At 45.7% G+C, this 18,926-nt stretch carries 15 protein-coding genes; 9 read left to right on the plus strand and 6 right to left on the minus strand.

Going from position 1 to position 18,926, the window contains the following annotated elements:
• Nucleotides 1-56 precede the first annotated feature (56 nt).
• From JSY36_RS13655 to JSY36_RS13665, 3 genes are all read right to left on the minus strand, one after another.
• Complete coding sequence (locus tag JSY36_RS13655) at nucleotides 57-1,295, minus strand: sensor histidine kinase (protein WP_205166800.1); 1,239 nt, start codon at nucleotides 1,293-1,295, stop codon at nucleotides 57-59.
• Nucleotides 1,296-1,327: 32 nt separating this feature from the next.
• Nucleotides 1,328-1,882, minus strand: coding sequence for a flavin reductase family protein (locus tag JSY36_RS13660; RefSeq protein WP_205166801.1), 555 nt, complete (start codon nucleotides 1,880-1,882; stop codon nucleotides 1,328-1,330).
• Nucleotides 1,883-2,058: 176 nt separating this feature from the next.
• On the minus strand, nucleotides 2,059-2,805 hold the full coding sequence (locus JSY36_RS13665) for a GerMN domain-containing protein (protein WP_205166802.1): 747 nt from the start codon (nucleotides 2,803-2,805) through the stop codon (nucleotides 2,059-2,061).
• A gap of 358 nt (nucleotides 2,806-3,163) precedes the next feature.
• Between JSY36_RS13665 and JSY36_RS13670 the strand changes: the two genes are divergently transcribed.
• From JSY36_RS13670 to JSY36_RS13685, 4 genes are all read left to right on the plus strand, one after another.
• Entirely contained in the window at nucleotides 3,164-3,892 is a 729-nt protein-coding gene (locus tag JSY36_RS13670; RefSeq protein WP_205166803.1) for a glycerophosphodiester phosphodiesterase family protein, read from the plus strand.
• Between the two features lie 329 nt (nucleotides 3,893-4,221).
• Entirely contained in the window at nucleotides 4,222-4,761 is a 540-nt protein-coding gene (gene sigX / locus JSY36_RS13675) for an RNA polymerase sigma factor SigX (RefSeq protein ID WP_122901807.1), read from the plus strand.
• A complete protein-coding gene (locus tag JSY36_RS13680) occupies nucleotides 4,758-6,083 on the plus strand; it encodes a GerMN domain-containing protein (RefSeq protein ID WP_205166804.1) in 1,326 nt (441 codons plus the stop codon). Before sigX ends, JSY36_RS13680 begins: the two co-directional genes overlap by 4 nt.
• 533 nt (nucleotides 6,084-6,616) lie before the next feature.
• Nucleotides 6,617-8,389: an ABC transporter ATP-binding protein gene (locus JSY36_RS13685; RefSeq protein ID WP_205166805.1), complete on the plus strand. Its 1,773-nt coding sequence runs from the start codon at nucleotides 6,617-6,619 to the stop codon at nucleotides 8,387-8,389.
• A 49-nt stretch (nucleotides 8,390-8,438) separates the two neighbouring features.
• On the opposite strand, the gene JSY36_RS13690 is transcribed toward JSY36_RS13685, so the two are convergent.
• On the minus strand, nucleotides 8,439-9,848 hold the full coding sequence (locus tag JSY36_RS13690) for a sigma-54 interaction domain-containing protein (protein WP_205166806.1): 1,410 nt from the start codon (nucleotides 9,846-9,848) through the stop codon (nucleotides 8,439-8,441).
• Nucleotides 9,849-10,084: 236 nt separating this feature from the next.
• On the opposite strand from JSY36_RS13690, the gene pruA reads away from it, so the two are divergent.
• From pruA to JSY36_RS13715, 5 genes are all read left to right on the plus strand, one after another.
• Nucleotides 10,085-11,635 carry an L-glutamate gamma-semialdehyde dehydrogenase gene (pruA, locus tag JSY36_RS13695; protein ID WP_205166807.1) on the plus strand — a complete coding sequence of 517 codons (1,551 nt, stop codon included), beginning with the start codon at nucleotides 10,085-10,087 and terminating at the stop codon, nucleotides 11,633-11,635.
• Between the two features lie 83 nt (nucleotides 11,636-11,718).
• Entirely contained in the window at nucleotides 11,719-12,912 is a 1,194-nt protein-coding gene (locus tag JSY36_RS13700) for an ornithine--oxo-acid transaminase (RefSeq protein WP_205166808.1), read from the plus strand.
• A gap of 229 nt (nucleotides 12,913-13,141) precedes the next feature.
• On the plus strand, nucleotides 13,142-14,053 hold the full coding sequence (locus tag JSY36_RS13705) for a proline dehydrogenase family protein (RefSeq protein ID WP_205166809.1): 912 nt from the start codon (nucleotides 13,142-13,144) through the stop codon (nucleotides 14,051-14,053).
• A gap of 270 nt (nucleotides 14,054-14,323) precedes the next feature.
• The gene (gene rocF / locus JSY36_RS13710; protein ID WP_122901820.1) at nucleotides 14,324-15,229 is read left to right on the plus strand and encodes an arginase; all 906 of its coding nucleotides are present in this window, start codon (nucleotides 14,324-14,326) and stop codon (nucleotides 15,227-15,229) included.
• 203 nt (nucleotides 15,230-15,432) lie between these two features.
• On the plus strand, nucleotides 15,433-15,591 hold the full coding sequence (locus JSY36_RS13715; protein WP_205166810.1) for a hypothetical protein: 159 nt from the start codon (nucleotides 15,433-15,435) through the stop codon (nucleotides 15,589-15,591).
• A 4-nt stretch (nucleotides 15,592-15,595) separates the two neighbouring features.
• Here the strand turns inward: JSY36_RS13715 and arcA are convergent, their stop codons facing one another.
• Nucleotides 15,596-16,831, minus strand: a complete 1,236-nt coding sequence (gene arcA / locus JSY36_RS13720; protein ID WP_236784869.1) for an arginine deiminase — start codon at nucleotides 16,829-16,831, stop codon at nucleotides 15,596-15,598.
• A gap of 197 nt (nucleotides 16,832-17,028) precedes the next feature.
• Nucleotides 17,029-18,372 (minus strand): magnesium transporter, encoded by a 1,344-nt coding sequence (gene mgtE, locus JSY36_RS13725; protein ID WP_122901824.1) that lies wholly within the window; start codon nucleotides 18,370-18,372, stop codon nucleotides 17,029-17,031.
• Nucleotides 18,373-18,926 lie beyond the last annotated feature (554 nt).

Below are 18,926 nucleotides of genomic sequence, written 5' to 3' on the forward strand. Positions count from 1 at the left end.
TCGTACAATCAGCTCCAAATCAGCAGAACAGACAGTAAAAATCCGGGCACTGATACTTACTCAGTGCCCGGTATTGTTATGTGAAATGTTGTGCCCCTGTCTTTTTCACTCTCCACATGAATTTTCCCTTTAAGTTTATAGATGGTGCTGTACACAACAACCATTCCAAGGCCTGTGCCCTTATCTTTAGTAGAATAATAAGGCTTTCCCATCCGTGCAGTTTCTTCCTTGGTCATTCCCGTACCTTCATCCTGAATCCTGATCGTAATTGTATCGCACTGACCGGCTGCTTCTACAATCAGGGTTCCGGGATTTTCTTTCATGGCTTCAATTCCGTTTTTATATAGATTGATCAGACACTGCTGCATCTGGTTTTTGTCATAAGTAAGAGCGATGGAGTTGTCGAAAGTATAATTCAGTTCGACCTGATGCATCTTTGCAAATGGAGACATGATGCTATTTACATAAACGAACTCTTCCTCCAGATTGGAACGAACCATGTTTTCCGCTTGTGGTTTGGCTAAAGATAGAAAATCAGTCACAATTTTTTCTGCACGCTTGATTTCAAGTAAAGAGAGATCAACGTATCGCTTATCGGAAGGCTGGATGGTTTTTGACTGATTCAACAGCTGCAAAAAACCACTGGAAACGGTGAGCGGATTCCGGATTTCGTGAGACACACTTGCAGAGAGCTCACTGATTGTATTCAGTCTCTCTGACTGAATGAGCGACTCCCGTGCCTTCGCGTTTGTTATGATTTTTTCAACAAGCAGCATAAGGACCAGTGTACCAAGGATGTGAATAGAAAGTACGTTGGCAGAAATAACGGCAAACGTTGCAGTTGCACCGTAAAATGGCATTAATGTAGCCAGGAAAAAACTGACCATAAAAAAAGAGAGGGATGTAGCGATTGTAATCCGTTGACGGGGTGGGTGAGTGAGAAACTTTCTGCCCAGGTAAATCACAATCAGAAGTATGACTGTTGAAAACAAGAAGGATTGAATCACACCTTCACCACCAATGAAAAAACGGTATATGTTTAATATGACATACAAAGGCAGGGCCACCTTAACGCCGCCGTATAGTGAGGCGATAATAAAGGGAATATAGCGCAGGTCAAAGATAAATCCAATTTCCAGAGTGATGGGAAAGCTCATACAGAGCACCATGGAAAAGGCTGAAAGAAGAATCATGAGCTTCTTACTGGAAATCGGATAGGTGTCTTCAAGAAAGATCAGATACATAATCAATGGTGTGAGTAGAAAAAGAACGTTTATGAGTAAGGTTTCTGTCATCGTGTCACCCTTTTACAGTGTCGGGCACCGTATTATTTTTTGAGCTTAAGGATGCTCGTCCTTTCATCTGCAATGAGGTACTGGGACCGTCCAAGATATAAAGGCAGCTTGATTTTTTCAAAGTCAGGCAGTCTGTCAGGACCGAACTTTGTGTCGTCCCGGTGAAACTTTGTCATTTTCCCCACAAACCAGTCGTGGTCTCCGTACCGGTTGATGTCTATTATACTGCATTCATAAGCCACGTAGGCTTCTTTCAAAACCGGTGCGTCAATGGTTTCGCCCGGCTTCCATTCGATGCCGAGAGCCTTGAATTTATCACCGTCTTTTCCCGTATGTTTACCTGCGCCATCTATATAGGCCGCAAATTCAGCAGGAACAAAATTAACAGCAAAGCTTCCCGATGCTTTCATGAGATGGTGAGTGAAACGTTCCTCTGCGACAGCGACTCCGTATATAGGGGGGGCAAATGATATGTAAGAATGCCAGCCGGCAGCCATAATGTTTTGAGTGTGTTCATGCTTTGCCGTAACGAGGGCAACGAGCCCCGGGTAGCTGTGCATGACGGTCTGATCTGTACTTTTCAGCATAATAGCTTCTTCCCTTCGGATTTTCATGAATTGTCTGACTCTATTATAAGAGAGGTTGAAGAAGAAATGTAGTTTTTAGGCTAATTCTCAAGGGTTTCGCAAGAGAAATCAACATAAAAGCCGCACTCACCAGAGCACGGCTTTCACATTCACTGTCTATTAATATTCACTGTCTATTAATATTCACTGTATTGAGAAGAAGCAGAAGCTTCGAATGGTTCGCTTACGTCCATGTGTCCGAGGAATTCTCCCGGCACTTCACCATCAATTAAAAGCTGTGTTTTTTCGTAGCCGAACTGCGCCATCATCATAGCCAGCTGCTCTGTAAACATCATTTCACCGGATGAACCGAGGTTTGCTTCAGCAATGTTTCCGGAGAAAGAAACATAGGCAACACCATCAGCAAATCTGACTTCCTGAACAGTAACGTTTGAAGGAACAAGTCCCATCAACCCGTCACGGTCAGGACCGGCAATCCACTGTTCAAGAACTTCTTTTGCCCCCTGTTCGTCTTGGGTAACAGACTGGTCCGTTGTGACACGGTAGGTTTCCATAAGCTGATCGTCACTGAAATAGTAGGTGACACTGTTCAGCACAGCAACGTCATCTTCCTGAGCTTCGTCTTCTTCGAAGGCTTCTTCCTCAGCGGCTTCGTCTTCACCGGCACTGTCGTCTTCACCGGCTCCATCCGTTTCCTCTTCCTCTGTTGCTTCTTCAGCATCTTCCTCTTCTTCTAAAGCGTCCTCAGCGTCATCTTCTTCAGCATCAGCCTCATCTTCTTCAGTGTCTTCAACTTCTTCTGCAGTTTCTTCAGAATCAGCGCCCTCGGCTCCTGATACATCTTCCTCATTTGTTCCCTGCCCGCAGGCAGCTAACACCAATGCCGCGCTTAATGTTACAAACAACCATTTTGCTCTCTTCATAGTGACCCCTTCTTTCATATCGTTTCTTTTGTTATATGTAAGTCGTCATAACAAGAAATCCGTTACAAGATTAGCATATTTTTCATCCTGTTTATTAAAAAACATGCCAAAACATGTCGAAAGTCATAGGTGGTTATCGTAGATAGACCTATAAAAATGAGCATTCTTAAACAAAAATCACAAAAATACAATATATTCTTCATTAATGATAAATACTCTCCGGTTAAAATAGAGGAGGAAAACAATATAAATGAAGGGCCTCAAGGATAAACGATCCCGCAGGAAAATAAACATATATTATAAGGAAGTAAATAACGATATGAATGTCCGGCATTTATAGAAGGAGGAGAGGGATGGCGTGTCTACATTGATTTTTGCTCACAGAGGGGTGTCGGCATTTTTGCCTGAAAACACGATGGTTGCCTTTCGGGCGGCAGCGGATGCAGGAGCGGACGGGATTGAGCTTGATGTTCAATTAACCAAAGACGAAGAGGTGGTGGTCATTCATGACCATACGTTAAACCGCACCACCACTGGAACGGGATTAGTGAGAGAACATACCCTTGGGGACCTGAAGCAGCTCTCTGCCGGGGCTTGGTATGCATCTGTTTATGAAAAAGAAGGTATCCCCTCATTGCGTGATGTACTCACATGGGCAGTGTCGAACAATCTTCTGTTTAATATTGAATTGAAATGCCCGTCCTGGGACCGGGACCTTCTCGCAGAAAAAACGGCAGAACTTGTGGCTCAGTCAGGGTTGGAAAAACGGATTATTTATTCAAGTTTTGATCATGTTGCATTGAAACGAATTGGTGAAATTGCACCTGAAGTGGAACGGGCAGCTCTGGTGCATGGGGCACTTGTAAATATAGGTGAATATGTGAAAAGTCATAACTTTGACAGCTTTCACTATTACTTTCCAATGTTAAAAACGGAGGAAATTGAAGAGATTGAATTTCAGGGTATACCAGTAAGGCCTTATACCGTTAATGACCCTGAATGGCTCGCCTATTTTATAGGATTAAATGTAAGCGGCGTTATTACAGACGACCCGGAACTGGCCATAAGAATAAGAAATCAGACGTAAACCCCTGCCGGCAGCTATTTCCGGCAGGGGTTTTGTCTTTTTTGAAGTCTGTTTTCTTACGGATTGCCCATTTTAAAGAACCCTGGTCTGTCCTCTTAAATTATCGTTTGGTATAATAACGAGTATCGTATTTTTTATACAGGAAGGCGGACATACCATCATGCGCAAAAAGAATATTCAGTTATTTATCCTGTTATTGATAATCGGGTTTATCGCCGGGTCATTATACTGGGTCTGGGTTTTTTCAAAATAAAAACAAATAAATATGAAAAAAGATGTAACATCCAACGTTTTATATCGACAAATTATAGTGACAGGGAGGGAAAACTGTGCGGGAGGAGTTTGAACGCTTGTATGAAACCTATCATCATGCGTTATTCCAGTACCTGTTTTACATGGTTCGTAACCGTGAAACGGCAGAAGAATTAGTGCAGGAAGTTTATATAAAAGTCCTTCATTCCTACAATGGATTTGAAGGAAAGAGTTCAGAAAAAACCTGGCTCTATTCAATAGCCAAGCACGTCGCTATCGATTGGATGAGAAGCCAGAACAGAAAGAAGCGAAAATGGATTGGAAAACAGTATGAGCTCTCAGAAAGAGCGTTTGAAATACACGATCCATCTCCGCTTCCTGACGAAATTGTGGAACAAAATGATGATGTTCAGCATGTTTATGAAATGATGGAGCACTGTACAGAGGATCAAAAACAAGTGCTCATTCTAAGATATATTCAATCCATGTCTATTCAGGAGGCGGCAGCTGTTCTTGGGTGGACCGACAGTAAAGTGAAGACAACGCAGCACCGCGCAATCAAGACATTGAAGAAACACTTACAGAGAGAAGAAATGGAGAAGGAGGCAGGAAGATGACCCGAAAGTCTCGCTGGGATGAAACGGATATTGAAAATACATTAAAAGATCTCCCACCTATAAAAGACAGGCAGTCTAAAGAAGATCTTTTCACTAAAATTGAAAAGCGGGCAGAAGAGCAGCCTGCCACGAGAAGTTCGTCCCGCCGTAATAAGAAGCCCTGGCTCTATCCTGTTATGGCCAGTGCGGCCGCCATCTTTCTTCTTGTACTAATTGTTCCTTCTTTTTTATCCAGTCAGAATGAACAGTCTTTGATCCTCAATTCATCCGATGACGGGGACTCTGCTGAAGACGGGGAATCCACCGCTTTGTTTGAGGAATCAGAGGAAGAAGAGGAGTCTACTCCTGAACCTGAGAGCTACGAACCCCCTCCAGATGACGCCGGTGAGGAGGAATCTTATGACGCTGATGCAGCGAGTGAGCGTGATGAGACTGCGGATGAGGAGAGTGAGGCTGAATCTGCAGATCTTCATGAAGAGGAAGAGGCTGAGGCTGAGGTTACTGAGCAGGAAACGAGAATGGTAACGCTCCCGGTTCCATATGTTTTCAGTACCGCTACTGATTTTGTAATTGCGATAAAAAATGAAGTGATTGAAACGGATGAAGAACTGGAAGATCTTCTGATAAACCTGCTTACAGAGGAAGGCGAGAGTGACCAGCTCACTCTCCCGGGACTGAATGACGTTGTGTTTATTGACGAAAAAACAGTCCAGCTTGATTTTACCGATGAAGAGGAACAAAGCTTCCAGAGTCTCTCCAGCATGGAGACCGATTATTATCGTGAAGGTCTTCAGGAAATGTTCCTGGCTCTTGGCGTTAAACGCATCGTTCTGACCACTGAAGGAGAAGACGGCTTCTCATTCGGGGCAGACGGAGTGACGGAAGAGTGGGAGCTTAGAAACGGAGAAGGACCTCTTGGCTACATGCTCTTTACGACAGAGAGCGGGGAAACCTTACTTGTTCACAGCTCCCAGGCATCTCAGGAAGATGCTTCACCAGGAAGCTTTGAAGAAACCATTGAGTGGATGAAGGATGTTGAAGAAGGATCAGACCTTCAGTCACCGATGCCTGAATTTGATGAAGAGCGTGAGCTGATAACAGAAGTTACAGAGGAAAACGGGGGAATTACCGTTATCTTTGATGAAGAATATACGTTTGATGAAAATTCCGAAGAGCAGGCGATGATGCTGAAGGCTCTTTTATATACAGCAGCCGAATTTGGTTATGACTTTGTTGTATTTGAAGGAGAAGGTGCTGAACAGGTACACGGAATTACCATCGGCGAGGAAGTTTATCCGGATGAGACACCTTATGAACAATAAGAAAGCAATGACCTCCATTCTCCAGCAGCGAGAGTGGAGGTCATTGTTTTTGTTTTAATTTAGGCTACATGGGAATTCTCAACTTCTCATTATGTCTTAAGCTTCGTTGAACGGAATACGATCCCTTTCCGCGGACTCGCTCCGAGCCACCCCGGTGAGATGTAAGGTCTTGCCTGCCTCGCACTTCCGCATGAGTCTCACGTATTCCGTTCAACACCCACAATGAGTTGGGAAATGATGAGCTAATCTGTCCGAAAAAAAGACTGAATACTTATCTTCATGAACCATGAAGTGCTTAAGACTTTTGTGTCAGATAACGATTAAAAAAATACAACGAGGGTTATTGAAACAAAATTAATTCCTCACCGTAAATAAAATTGTATTTCCCGCCTGGAATGTATGCTGATGGCGAAAAAGCAGCAATCCTGTGACCACTAGCGCTGTTTTACGGGAAACGACGGCACAAATAAGTGGAAGTCGAAGAGTGTTTCCCGGGAAATGTTCATGTCGAAAGGGAGAGTGCTGAAAAAAAGATGAAAAACGACACAGCAGATGATAACAATTTACATAATCAAAAAGAAAAAGTAACCTTTCGCGCTTTTTGGGAAATGGTCAGACAGACAAATCCGCCTAAGTGGATCGTAGCTGTGGCATTACTCCTCAGCCTGATTGAAACAGGAGTTGGCCTGGTTATCCCTTTATTTACACAAGGAGTAGTAGATCAGCTTGCCACCGGGAGTCTCGGGACCGGTCTGATAATCGGATTTATCGTCCTGTTTATCGTACAGGCGGTTTCTACAGGTTTTTCCATTTATTTATTAACCTATGTCGGGGAATATGTCGTACGAAGCCTGCGAATACGCCTTTGGAATAAGGTTTTACGGCTGCCTGTATCGTATTACGATACAAACCGGACCGGGGAAACGATCAGCAGGATTACAAATGACACGAATATTGTAAAAGCCTTGATAACGAATCACCTTGTTTCTGCTGTAACCGGGGTTATTTCTATTGCTGGTGCGGTAGTCATTCTTCTCTTTCTCGACTGGCAGATGACTCTTGTTATGCTTTCGGCGGTGCCGGTGATCCTGTTCATCATCATTCCTCTTGGAAGAAAGATGTACAGGATTTCCAAGTCGATTCAAAAGGAAATGGCAAGCTTCACAACGGTGCTTACACAGGTACTGTCTGAGATCAGACTCGTTAAAGCTTACAGCGCTGAGAAAAAAGAAGCCTTGAGCGGGGAAGACAGAGTTGAGGGGCTGTTCAGGTTCGGGCTGAAAGAAGCGAAGGTGTTTGCGGTTTTGAATCCGTTAATCTCACTGGCCATGATGGCCATGCTCGTCTTTATTATCGGATATGGAGGCGTGCGTGTTGCTTCTGGTGAGATTACAGCAGGGGAGTTGGTGGCATTTATTTTATATCTCTTCATGATTGTTGTTCCTGTAAGCCGGTTTGCTTCATTTTTTGCGGAAGTTCAGAAGGCGATGGGAGCTACAGAGAGAATCAGTGCACTTTATGATATGGAAGAAGAGCGATACGGCCTGGGGGAAAGAGGAGAGGTGAACGGAAGTTCTCTTGTTTTTAGTAACCTGACTTTTCAGTACGAAAAAGGAGACACTGTCCTCCATGATGTTTCCTTCGAGGTTCCCGCGCAAAAGGTAACGGCGATTGTCGGCCCGAGCGGAAGCGGAAAGTCTACCTTATTTTCTTTGATTGAACGGTTTTATGAGCCAGCTTCAGGTGTTATAGCTTCGGGAGGAACGCCGGTTCGCGATATTGATCTGAAAACATGGCGCCAATCAATTGGCTATGTGTCCCAGGAGAGTCCGCTGATGGCCGGAACAATTAGGGAAAACGTCAGTTACGGCCTTGAGAAGGAAGTGATTGAGGATGAACTCGTTGCAGCAGCCAAGCTGGCAAACATCGATGAATATATTCTGTCATTGCCTGAGGGGTTTGACACAGAAGTGGGAGAGAGGGGAATTAAGCTATCAGGTGGTCAGCGGCAGCGAATTGCAATTGCAAGGGCGCTGCTGAAAAACCCATCCTTACTGATGCTCGATGAAGCTACATCGAGTCTGGACAGTGAGTCTGAACAAAAAATACAGGAGGCACTCGATAATGTAATGAAAAAGAGGACAACGCTTGTGATTGCCCACCGCCTTTCCACGGTTTTAGGGGCGGATCAGATTATCGTGCTGGAAAAGGGGCGTGTAAGCGGCAGGGGGACACATGATGAATTGTATGAAAATAATGAGCTGTACCGGAGTTTTGTTAATCAGCAGTTTAAAATTGAAGGATAAAGAGGTTGACCCAAAAGGCAGATTTTTACCTTTTGGATCAACCTCTGATTTATTTCTTTAGACCGTATTTCTTTAACCGGTATTGCAGGCTCTGGCGGCTCACGCCGAGTTCTTTTGCTGCCTGTGTCACATTCCATTCACACTGATGAAGGATTTCTTCAATATATACGCGCTCTGCTTCTTCCATAAATGACTGAAGCGTCCGGTTAGGTTTCTTTTCTGCAGCCGGAGGGAAGGCCTGGACCGGGGCAAACGAGTAGGTAGCGTATAAAGGAAACTTGTGGCGCACGTGAGGAGGAAGGTGAGTATAGTCAATTTCCTCATCGTACTGAATCAAATTCATGGCTCCTTCGACCATATGTTCAAGCTCACGGACGTTTCCCGGCCAGTCATACTCGTTGAAAAGTTCCATAACGCCTGGCGATACGCAGGGCACTTTCAACTGAAAACGGTAATTGTATTTTTCAATAAAGTGGTCAACCAGACACTCCAGGTCGCTCTTTCTTTTCCGGAGGGGAGGGACGACGATGGAGACAACACTCAGACGGTAGTACAAGTCTTCCCGGAGATCGTTTTTATTTATAGAAATGAGAGGGTCTTCGTTAACCGTAGCAAGGATTCGTACATCTACCGGTCTGTCCTTTGTATCGCCGATACGACGTATTTTCTTTTCCTGGATCGCCCGCAGGAGCTTTGCCTGAAGCGGGGCACTCAGGGAGTTGATCTCATCCAGCAGAAGGGTGCCCCCGTCTGCCTGCTCAAAAAGGCCGGGGTGCTCCGAAGCGCCTGTAAAAGCCCCTTTTACAGTTCCGAAGAGAATGCTCTCAATGAGGGTATCAGGAAGTGCCGCACAGTTCTGGCTGATAAAAGGCTTGGATGAACGTTCGCTTCCATTATGTATGCTTTGGGCGAACAGTTCTTTTCCGGTTCCGGTCTCTCCGGTAATCAAAACAGACGAGGTGGTTCTTGTCGCACGCTTGGCGTTGTCGATGACATCCAGGATGGCGTCACTTTTGCCGATAATCTGATCAAACGTATACCTGGCGTCCGGTTTATCCCTGGCGTTTTCCCTGGTGAGGCGCTCGAGACGGGTGATGTCTTTGGCAATCTCTACAGCACCGATGATATCTCCGCCTTCACTGCGGAGGGGAAAGGTATCGTTGATGGTTGTAATTTCCTGTCCCTTATAATTAAAGTACGTCTGCTTGGCATTTTTCCTCAAGTCGCCTTTTCGGAGCGCCTGCATCAGGCGGCTTTCCTCTTCACCTGTGAACATGAAAATGTCCATTATGTTTCTTTGAAGAACATCGATTTTATCCATATCCTCAATTTCAGACATCTTACGGTTGTAAACGACACTTACGCCTTGATCATCGACAATGTGAATTCCCACGTCAACGGCATCGAGCAACTGATGATAGATATGGTCCAGCTTCGGTAATGAACGCTCCTCGTACATAAAACATCCTCCCCATCACAATCCATTAGCTATATTTTACCCTTCCCTTTTTACAGGGCGCAAACACATTTTGCGGAAAAAGCGCAAAATATTTTTTCAGTGCAAATCAATTTTGCATAAAAAGTGACTGAGCACCTGTTCATGTAAGGGTTTCCTTTTTGGCACGTTTTTTGCATTATAAGAAAAGTGTCAATATTATCATTTTGATGAATCTTTTTAAAAGGAGTGGATTTTCCATGGTAGTACCTTACAAACACGAACCATTCACGGATTTCACAATTGAGGAAAACCGTAAAGAGATGGAAGCAGCATTGAAACTGGTTGGTGGAGAGCTTGGTAAAGAGTATCCATTGATCATTGGCGGAGAGCGCGTCATGACTGAAGATAAATTTGTATCTGAAAACCCTGGTAACCGCAAACAGGTTGTCGGATATGTGTCTAAAGCAACACAGGATCACGCAGAAAAAGCTCATAAGATTGCCGATGAGACGTTTGAAACTTGGAGAAAGTGGAAGCCTGAGCACCGCGCTAACGTTCTTTACCGTGCTTCAGCCATGATTCGTCGCCGTAAGCATGAGTTCTCTGCTTACCTTGTATACGAAGCAGGTAAGCCATGGAAAGAAGCGGACGCTGATACTGCTGAAGCGATTGACTTCCTTGAATACTATGCCCGTCAGATCAATCGTCTGAAGAACGGCATGCCGATTAATTCACGTGAAATTGAAGATAATCAGTTTAACTATATTCCACTGGGTGTAGGTGTAACCATCTCTCCTTGGAACTTTGCTTTTGCCATCATGGCAGGTACAGTTGCCGGACCGATGGTAGCTGGAAACACGATCCTTCTTAAGCCGGCAACAACTACACCGGTTGTGGCGTACAAGTTTATGGAAGTGTTGGAAGAAGCGGGGATGCCCGCAGGGGTAGTAAACTACATCCCGGGCAGCGGTGCGGAAATCGGGGACTACCTTGTAGATCACCCGCGCACACGTTTCATCAACTTCACAGGATCCCGTGACGTAGGGGTGCGCATTTATGAGCGTGCTGCAAAAGTACAAAAAGGTCAAAAATGGCTGAAACGTGTCATCGCTGAAATGGGTGGAAAAGACACGATTGTTGTAGATAAAGAAGCAGATCTTGAGCTTGCTGCAGAGTCGATCGTATCTTCTGCATTCGGATTCTCCGGACAGAAATGTTCTGCATGTTCCCGTGCGGTTATCCACGAGGATGTATACGACCAGGTGCTGGACCGTGCTGTTGAGCTTACAAAAGAGCTGACTGTCGGTGCTACATTCAATGACAACAGCAACTTCATGGGACCTGTAAACGATCAGGCTGCTTTTGATAAAGTAATGAAGTACGTTGAAATCGGAAAAGAAGAAGGTCGCCTGATGACTGGTGGAGAAGGAGACGACTCTGAAGGGTACTTCGTAAAACCAACAATCTTCGCAGACGTTGATCCGGAAGGCCGCCTCATGCAGGAAGAGATCTTCGGACCGGTTGTCGCATTTACAAAAGCGAAAGATTACGATCACGCTCTTGAAATTGCGAACAACACAGACTACGGTCTCACAGGTGCGGTTATCTCGAACAACCGTGCACGCCTCGAGCAGGCCCGTGAGGATTTCCACGTAGGAAACCTTTACTTCAACCGCGGATGTACCGGAGCTATCGTTGGATACCAGCCGTTTGGCGGATTCAACATGTCAGGAACAGACTCCAAAGCCGGAGGACCTGACTACCTATTGCACTTCCTGCAGCCAAAAACAGTAACTGACCAGTTCTAATCAGCGGGTCACTGAACATCAAAAAGACCGGCTGACCCCGGTCTTTTTGAAACGTTTATCACTTATTGAATGGAGGCGTCTCAATGGGCAAAACAAAAGAAATTATTGATTTAACGGAAAAGTATGGTGCAAGAAACTATCATCCACTGCCAATTGTCATTTCAAAAGCGGAAGGCGTCTGGGTGGAAGATCCTGAAGGGAACCGCTATATCGATATGCTCAGTGCATACTCTGCTGTTAACCAGGGACACCGTCACCCGAAAATCATTCAGGCTTTAAAAGACCAGGCGGATCGTATTACCCTTACATCCCGTGCCTTCCATAACGACCAGCTCGGTCCGTTTTATGAAAAAGTAACGGCGATGACAAAGAAAAACATGATTTTACCGATGAACACCGGTGCAGAAGCGGTTGAAACAGCAGTTAAGGCTGTCCGTCGCTGGGCTTACCGTGTCAAAGGTGTAGAAAAAAATCAGGCGGAAATTATCGTTTGTGAAGAAAACTTCCACGGACGTACGATGACTGCTGTGTCCCTTTCTTCAAATGAAGAGTATAAAGCGGACTTCGGTCCTATGCTCCCGGGGATCAAAGTGATTCCATACGGTGACGCTCAGGCTTTGAAAGATGCGATTACGCCAAACACCGCAGCTTTTATCTTTGAGCCGATCCAGGGTGAAGCAGGCATTAACATGCCACCTGAAGGATTTTTGAAAGAAGCATACGCCATTTGTAAGGAAAACAACGTTCTTTACGTGGCTGATGAAATTCAGGCAGGTCTGGGCCGCTCCGGTAAACTGTTTGCCTGCGACTGGGAAAATGTCGAGCCGGATATGTACATTCTCGGTAAAGCACTTGGCGGCGGAGTGATGCCGATCAGCGTGGTATGTGCCAACGATGACGTACTCGGCGTGTTTGAGCCGGGTTCTCACGGTTCCACTTTCGGAGGAAATCCGCTTGCATGTGCCGTATCTGTCGCTTCTCTTGAAGTCATTGAAGAAGAAGGGCTTGTGGAACGTTCACTTAAGCTCGGCAATTACTTTATGGATGAGCTTAGAAAAATCGACAATCCAAAAATTAAAGAAGTTCGTGGAAAAGGCTTGTTCATTGGTGTTGAACTTACTGAACCGGCCCGCTCCTACTGTGAAGAATTAAAAGAGCTGGGTCTTCTGTGTAAAGAAACCCACGAAAACGTGATTCGTTTTGCACCGCCGCTTGTGATTTCTGAAGAAGATCTTGACTGGGCGCTGGAGCGAATCCGTAAGGTATTATCGGCATAATGCCACAGGAGGCGGGGGAGGTGTCTATCACCGCCCTTCGCTTCACAAAAGCTGGTGGCCTGACTGCTTACGGGGAAAGCAGATGGGTTTAGTTTGATTGAAAACAGTGAAAAGGATAAGTAGGCAGAGGCAGCCGCCGTGCTTAACTGACCAAAACACAAATATGCTGACAGTAGTGTAAAAAACATCAGATTCACGCATTTTGCGTGAAGGGTAAGGGGGTTCATGGATGGAGATGATCACAAGAAATTTCTTTCTCTTCCTGGCACAAAACAAATTTATTAAAAATAAAGCAACAAAATGGGGCCCGAGATTAGGTGCCAAGCAAGTGATTGCCGGTGAATCCATTAAAGAAGCGATGGAAACAGCCGCAAAGTTAAACGAAGACGGTCTTGTATGTACGGTGGACCATCTTGGTGAATTTGTTTTTAACCGCGAGGAAGCGATCGAATCAGCTGATTATTGTATCAGAACTTTGGAAGCGATTGCAGAGACAGGCGTAAACTGTAACCTTTCACTTAAATTGACGCAGCTCGGTCTGGATGTTGATGTGAACCTTTGCCGTGACAACATGGTCCGTATTTTAGAAACGGCTAAAAAGTTTGGCAATTTTGTCCGCATTGACATGGAAGACTACTCCCACTTACAGCCGACACTTGATTTACTGGATGATCTCAGAAAGCAATACGATAATGTCGGGACCGCTATTCAGGCATACCTGTTCCGTGCTGAAAAGGATGTCCGCAACCTTGAAGGTACAAACATCCGTCTGATTAAGGGTGCTTACAAGGAATCACCATCGGTTGCCCATCAGCGGGATCAGGATATCGATAAAAATTATCTGAACATTATTAAGGTTCACTTATTAAATGGGAGCTACGCAGCCATTGCGACCCACGACCATAATGTGATTAATGAAATTAAAGCATTTGTAAAAGAGCAAAATATTCCAAGGGACCAGTTTGAGTTTCAGATGCTGTACGGATTCCGTTCAGAACTTCAAAAGGAGATCGCAGACGAAGGCTATAAAATGCGCGTCTACATCCCATTTGGTGAGGACTGGTACGGGTACTTCATGAGACGTCTTGCAGAGCGTCCTCAGAATGTATCATTTGCTCTTAGAGGCTTCTTTTCCAAGTAAAGCCATGAATTGGTGAGCCTATTGTACTTCACCACGGCCAGACTGGGGCTATGCCCCGATACATCACTCTATCACGTTTGCTAAAAGACATAAGACTTCGTAATACTAAATAAGGGATAAGTTAAGCGATCATTCGCCAGCTGAGCGTTCGTGGAATTGGAGGAATGTCATCATCTCTCCGGTTACGCGGTTATCTTCTGGACGGAATGGTCGTTTTTAGAGCGAAGATTACGATAATGATACGAATTGAAAAGGTGAGGTGCAGTGTCAATGAACAACAAACGGATTTCAATCATCGGTGTACCAATGGACTTGGGCCAAAGACGCCGGGGTGTCGATATGGGACCAAGTGCGATTCGCTATGCAGGTGTAGTCGAACGACTCGAAAATCTTGGCTATGAAGTGAATGACCGCGGCGACGTTGAAATTGGACGTCCTGAAAAATATGATGTTGTCGAAGAAGGAAACTTAAAAGACCTGAAAGAAGTTGTCAAAGCCAATCAGGTTCTGTCTGATAAAATCACTAAAGCTGTAGACGAAGGTGACTTCCCGCTGATCCTGGGGGGTGATCACAGTATCGCCATCGGAACACTTGCAGGGGTTGCCAACAAGTGCGAGAACCTTGGTGTGATCTGGTTCGATGCTCACGGTGATCTGAATACGGGAGATACTTCACCGTCAGGTAATATCCACGGTATGCCTCTTGCGGTGAGCCTTGGAATCGGACATCCCTCCCTTACTGAAATCGGAGGATATGCGCCTAAGATTAAACCTGAGAACCTTGTGATCGTAGGCGCCCGCTCTCTGGATGAAGGTGAGCGTGAGCTGATCCGCGAGAAGGGGATCAAAGTTTTCACTATGCACGAAATAGACCGTATGGGCATGACAAAAGTGATGGAAGAAGCGATCGAGCATGTGTCGAAAAACACCGACAGTGTTCACCTTAGCCTTGACCTTGATGCTCTTGACCCGCACGATGCACCAGGTGTAGGAACGCCGGTTATTGGCGGAACAAGCTATCGCGAAACGCACCTTGCCATGGAGATGCTTGCTGAACGTAACCTTCTGACAAGTGTGGAGTTTGTGGAAGTCAACCCGATCCTTGACTCTAAAAATCAGACGGCTGAAGCTGCTGTCGGTCTGATCGGTTCTCTGTTTGGAGAGAAACTGCTTTAATAGATCGCAAAGCACCCCGGGTGTCCGTGCAGGACCGGACCGGGGTGTTTTTTTGGATGTTAAGAATTACGCCCTTAATGTTAAGAATTGGAGATCTGCTTCCATTAAAATGAAAAACCAACCAAAAAGAGCAGCCGCATGGCAGCTCTTTTTGGTTTGAGATGCTATCATTGGAACAGTTGCCCAATACAGGAGGTTTTTCGATGATCCAGAACATCGGTTATTTTCTTATGGCGGTTGTATTCACTGTGGCTGCCTTTTTTACAGGAGAAATCATTACGTTTGTGATGCTCGGCCTGGTGCTTATGAGTCTTCACAGCATACATATGACACTCAAGAAGATACTCGCAAAAATGAACTGACTTTTTACACCGGGGAGCGTCTAATCGGCATGCTCATGCACCTTGGGCCGCCACGTCCCCGGGAGAGCTCGGAGCTTGGCACTTCGATAACTTCAATACCGGCTTCCCGGAGGCAGCGGTTTGAGACGTAGTTCCGGTCATAGGTGACAACAACGCCGGGGGCAATGGCAAGAGTGTTGGACCCGTCATTCCACTGTTCCCGGGCGGCGGCAATTTCATCGCCGCCACCACAAGGGATAAGGTTGACCTCACCAAGCTCCAGTACTTCTTTAAGCGTATCGATTAAGTGGTGACGCTCCTGAATCGTGACTTTCCCTTTTTCTTCACCAGGCTCAATAATATAGATGCGCATTCGGCCATCAGGTCCCTGAATGGCCGGGTGAATGGTGAACTGATCTTTATCCACCATCGTAAACACCGTATCCAGGTGCATGAATGCCCTTGATTTTGGAATTTCAATGGCTACAATCCTGGTGAACGAAGGCCTGCTGGCAAACAGGTTGTTCGCAAGCTCCTCGATGGCCTGGGGAGTTGTTCTCGCACTTACGCCTATGGCGATGGTTTCTTCGTTCAAAATCAGCTGGTCTCCGCCTTCAAGGGAAAAGCGTGATGTTCTGTCAAACCAGGACGGAACATCTTCTTTAAACATAGGATGGTGCTTTATAATATAGTCCATAAACATGGACTCCCGCTTTCTTGCAGGCTCGGCCATGGTATTAATCGAAATCCCGTTTCCTATCACGCATGCCGGATCGCGTGTGAAATACAGGTTCGGCATCGGGTCCAGGTAAAACGGCTGGTGATCCTCCATCAGTTCGTAAAGGTTTGTCTTTCTCTCCTCACTGATCTCAGATTTTCGTACGCCCCCCATAACTTTATCCACCATTTCAGAAACCGGGAAGGAACTGAGGTACTCAGTCAGGGTCTGTCTCGAACAGCAGAGGTCTGCCTTGCTTTCCGTAATAAGCTGGTCAAGAAACTTATACCGGACAGCGGGGTTTTCAAGGGTTTCGGCCAGTAATTGCTCGAGATAAAGCACTTCAGTCCCTCGTTCCCTCATACTGTCTGTAAAGGCATCGTGTTCTTTTTGGATGGCAGGGAGATAGGGGATGTCGTCAAATAAAAGTCTTTTCAATGTATCTGGCGTCAAATTTTCAACTTCATAGCCGGGCCTTTTTACAATGACTTTTTCCAAGTTGCCTATTTCAGAATAAATGGAGAGTGGTCCGTTCCTGTCCAAGTAAAGCAGGCCTCCTTCAATTGTTCTTGTTAACTCTATGTAAAAGTAAAACAACGTTATGATGGTTTTCATTACCCTGAATAAGGAAATTTCAAGCGTAATATCTACGATCTATTTTACACGCAGGAAGATCTCGTTTTAAAAGGTATGGCAGATTATCGGACAGAAAAAAACCGTCCGGATGGACGGTTAAATCGTTAAATTAAGTAAAAGAGCAATGCGGATGCGATGCCGAAGTAGATTAAGAGTGAAAAGATATCATTGATGGTCGTGATTAGCGGACCGGAGGCAACTGCCGGATCGACGCCGAGTTTATACAGTGTAAGTGGGATGACCGTGCCTGCAAGTGTTCCGATAATTAACGTTGTAAACAATGAGATACCTACAACAAATCCGAGCATCGGGTCCTGCCAGACGGTTGCGATCAGAAACACGAGAATCCCGCAGGTAATCCCAATAATAATGCCTACATTAAATTCCCGGAATACAAGTTTCATGACGGTCTTTTTGTCCAGATCGTTTGTGACAAGGCCCCGGACGACAACAGCCAGTGACTGGGTTCCGGTGTTACCGGTCATGCCGGCAATCATCGGCATAAAGAAGATCAGGGCCACCACCTGATTCAGGGTATCCTCAAAGCCGTCGAGGATGCTTCCTGAAATCAGACCGATAAAGAGCAGCAGCACAAGCCAGGGTAAACGGCGGTAGGCAGCCACATAGGATTTTGTGTTAAAGTCAATGTCTTTACCGGAAGCAGAGAGCTTTTCAATATCTTCGTTTGCCTCTTCGATGAAAACGTCAATGACGTCATCAACAGTAACGATCCCTTTTAACACGTTGTTTTCGTCAACTACAGGACAGGCGAGGAAGTCGTAGCGCTGAATAATCTGGGCAACCTCTTCCTGGTCCATGTTCACAGGGACAGAAATAACACGGTTGAACATGATATCGCTGATCTGCTCGTTCGTATCTGCAAGGAGGAGATCGCGGTATGACACAACCCCTACGAGCCTCTTGTTTTCATCAATAACATATAAGTAGTAAATATTGCGGGTAAGTTCTGCGAAAGATTTAAACTTCTCAACAGCATCTCTTACAGTATAGTGATCGCGAATCCAGACAAATTCATTGGTCATGATCCCCCCGGCGGTTTCCGGTTCGTAGCTCATGAGCTGCTGGACGGTGTTGGATTCTTCTTTTTTCATGGAAGCGAGGTACTCTTCCAGGCGCTCCACACTCAATTCTCCAAGCATGTCGGCAAGGTCATCGTTATCCATGATGTCCATGACCTTAGAAGATTTTTCGATGCCGAGTTTATGGAGCATTTCCATCTGTGATTCCGGTTCCAGTTCTCCGATGAGGTCGGCGAGCTGGTCCGGGTTCAAATAGGTGAGAAATTTATAATGATGTTTCTCGGGTAAAGCCCGGTAAAGTTCGGCGAAGTCAAACGGATGAAGCTCTTCCAAAATCGTCTGAAGAGCACTTCGTTTTCCTTCTTTTAAATACTTGATTGTTAAGACTGTCAGTCGAGTGGGATCCACTACGCATGCTCCTCTCCGTAAATACTCAGCACGCTATTTATCGTATCATTGTTCAGGCGCCAATAGCACTCTCTTTTACGAAAGCTTATCATAACTTTTCCCGACGGGAGATGCCATTCTGCAGGCATTATGGTTACAATGCTGATTGTCTTGGATATAGCCGCAATTGTTGTGAATAAAACCCGGATTTCACCTGATAACTTCCCCTGCACCGCACTGCTCTAAAAATGCAGGATTACCTTGCTGTTGGAGAGAGGGAGCACGGTTACTATAACAGGCTGCGATGAAGAAGATTTTGTTAGAGTGTTTTAACCTTTATTGAAACTCAGCTTCGTTGAACGCGCTCCCTTTCCGCGGACTCGGGCCGAGCCTCCTCAGCGCTGTGCGCTTGCAGGGTCTCGTCTGTCTCGTGCTTCCGCAGGAGTCTCACGTATTCTGTTCAACTGCGCGTGGTGCGTGGTGAAAATCAGGGGAGAGAGAAAAGTCAGCCGAAAAGACCGCCAACCCGTTTTCAACAGCGCGCCGAGGAGGCTCACGAACCGCCCGCAGGCTTC

The sequence above is a fragment of the Alteribacter salitolerans genome, from assembly GCF_016901055.1.
GTDB classification, from domain to species: domain Bacteria; phylum Bacillota; class Bacilli; order Bacillales; family Salisediminibacteriaceae; genus Alteribacter; species Alteribacter keqinensis.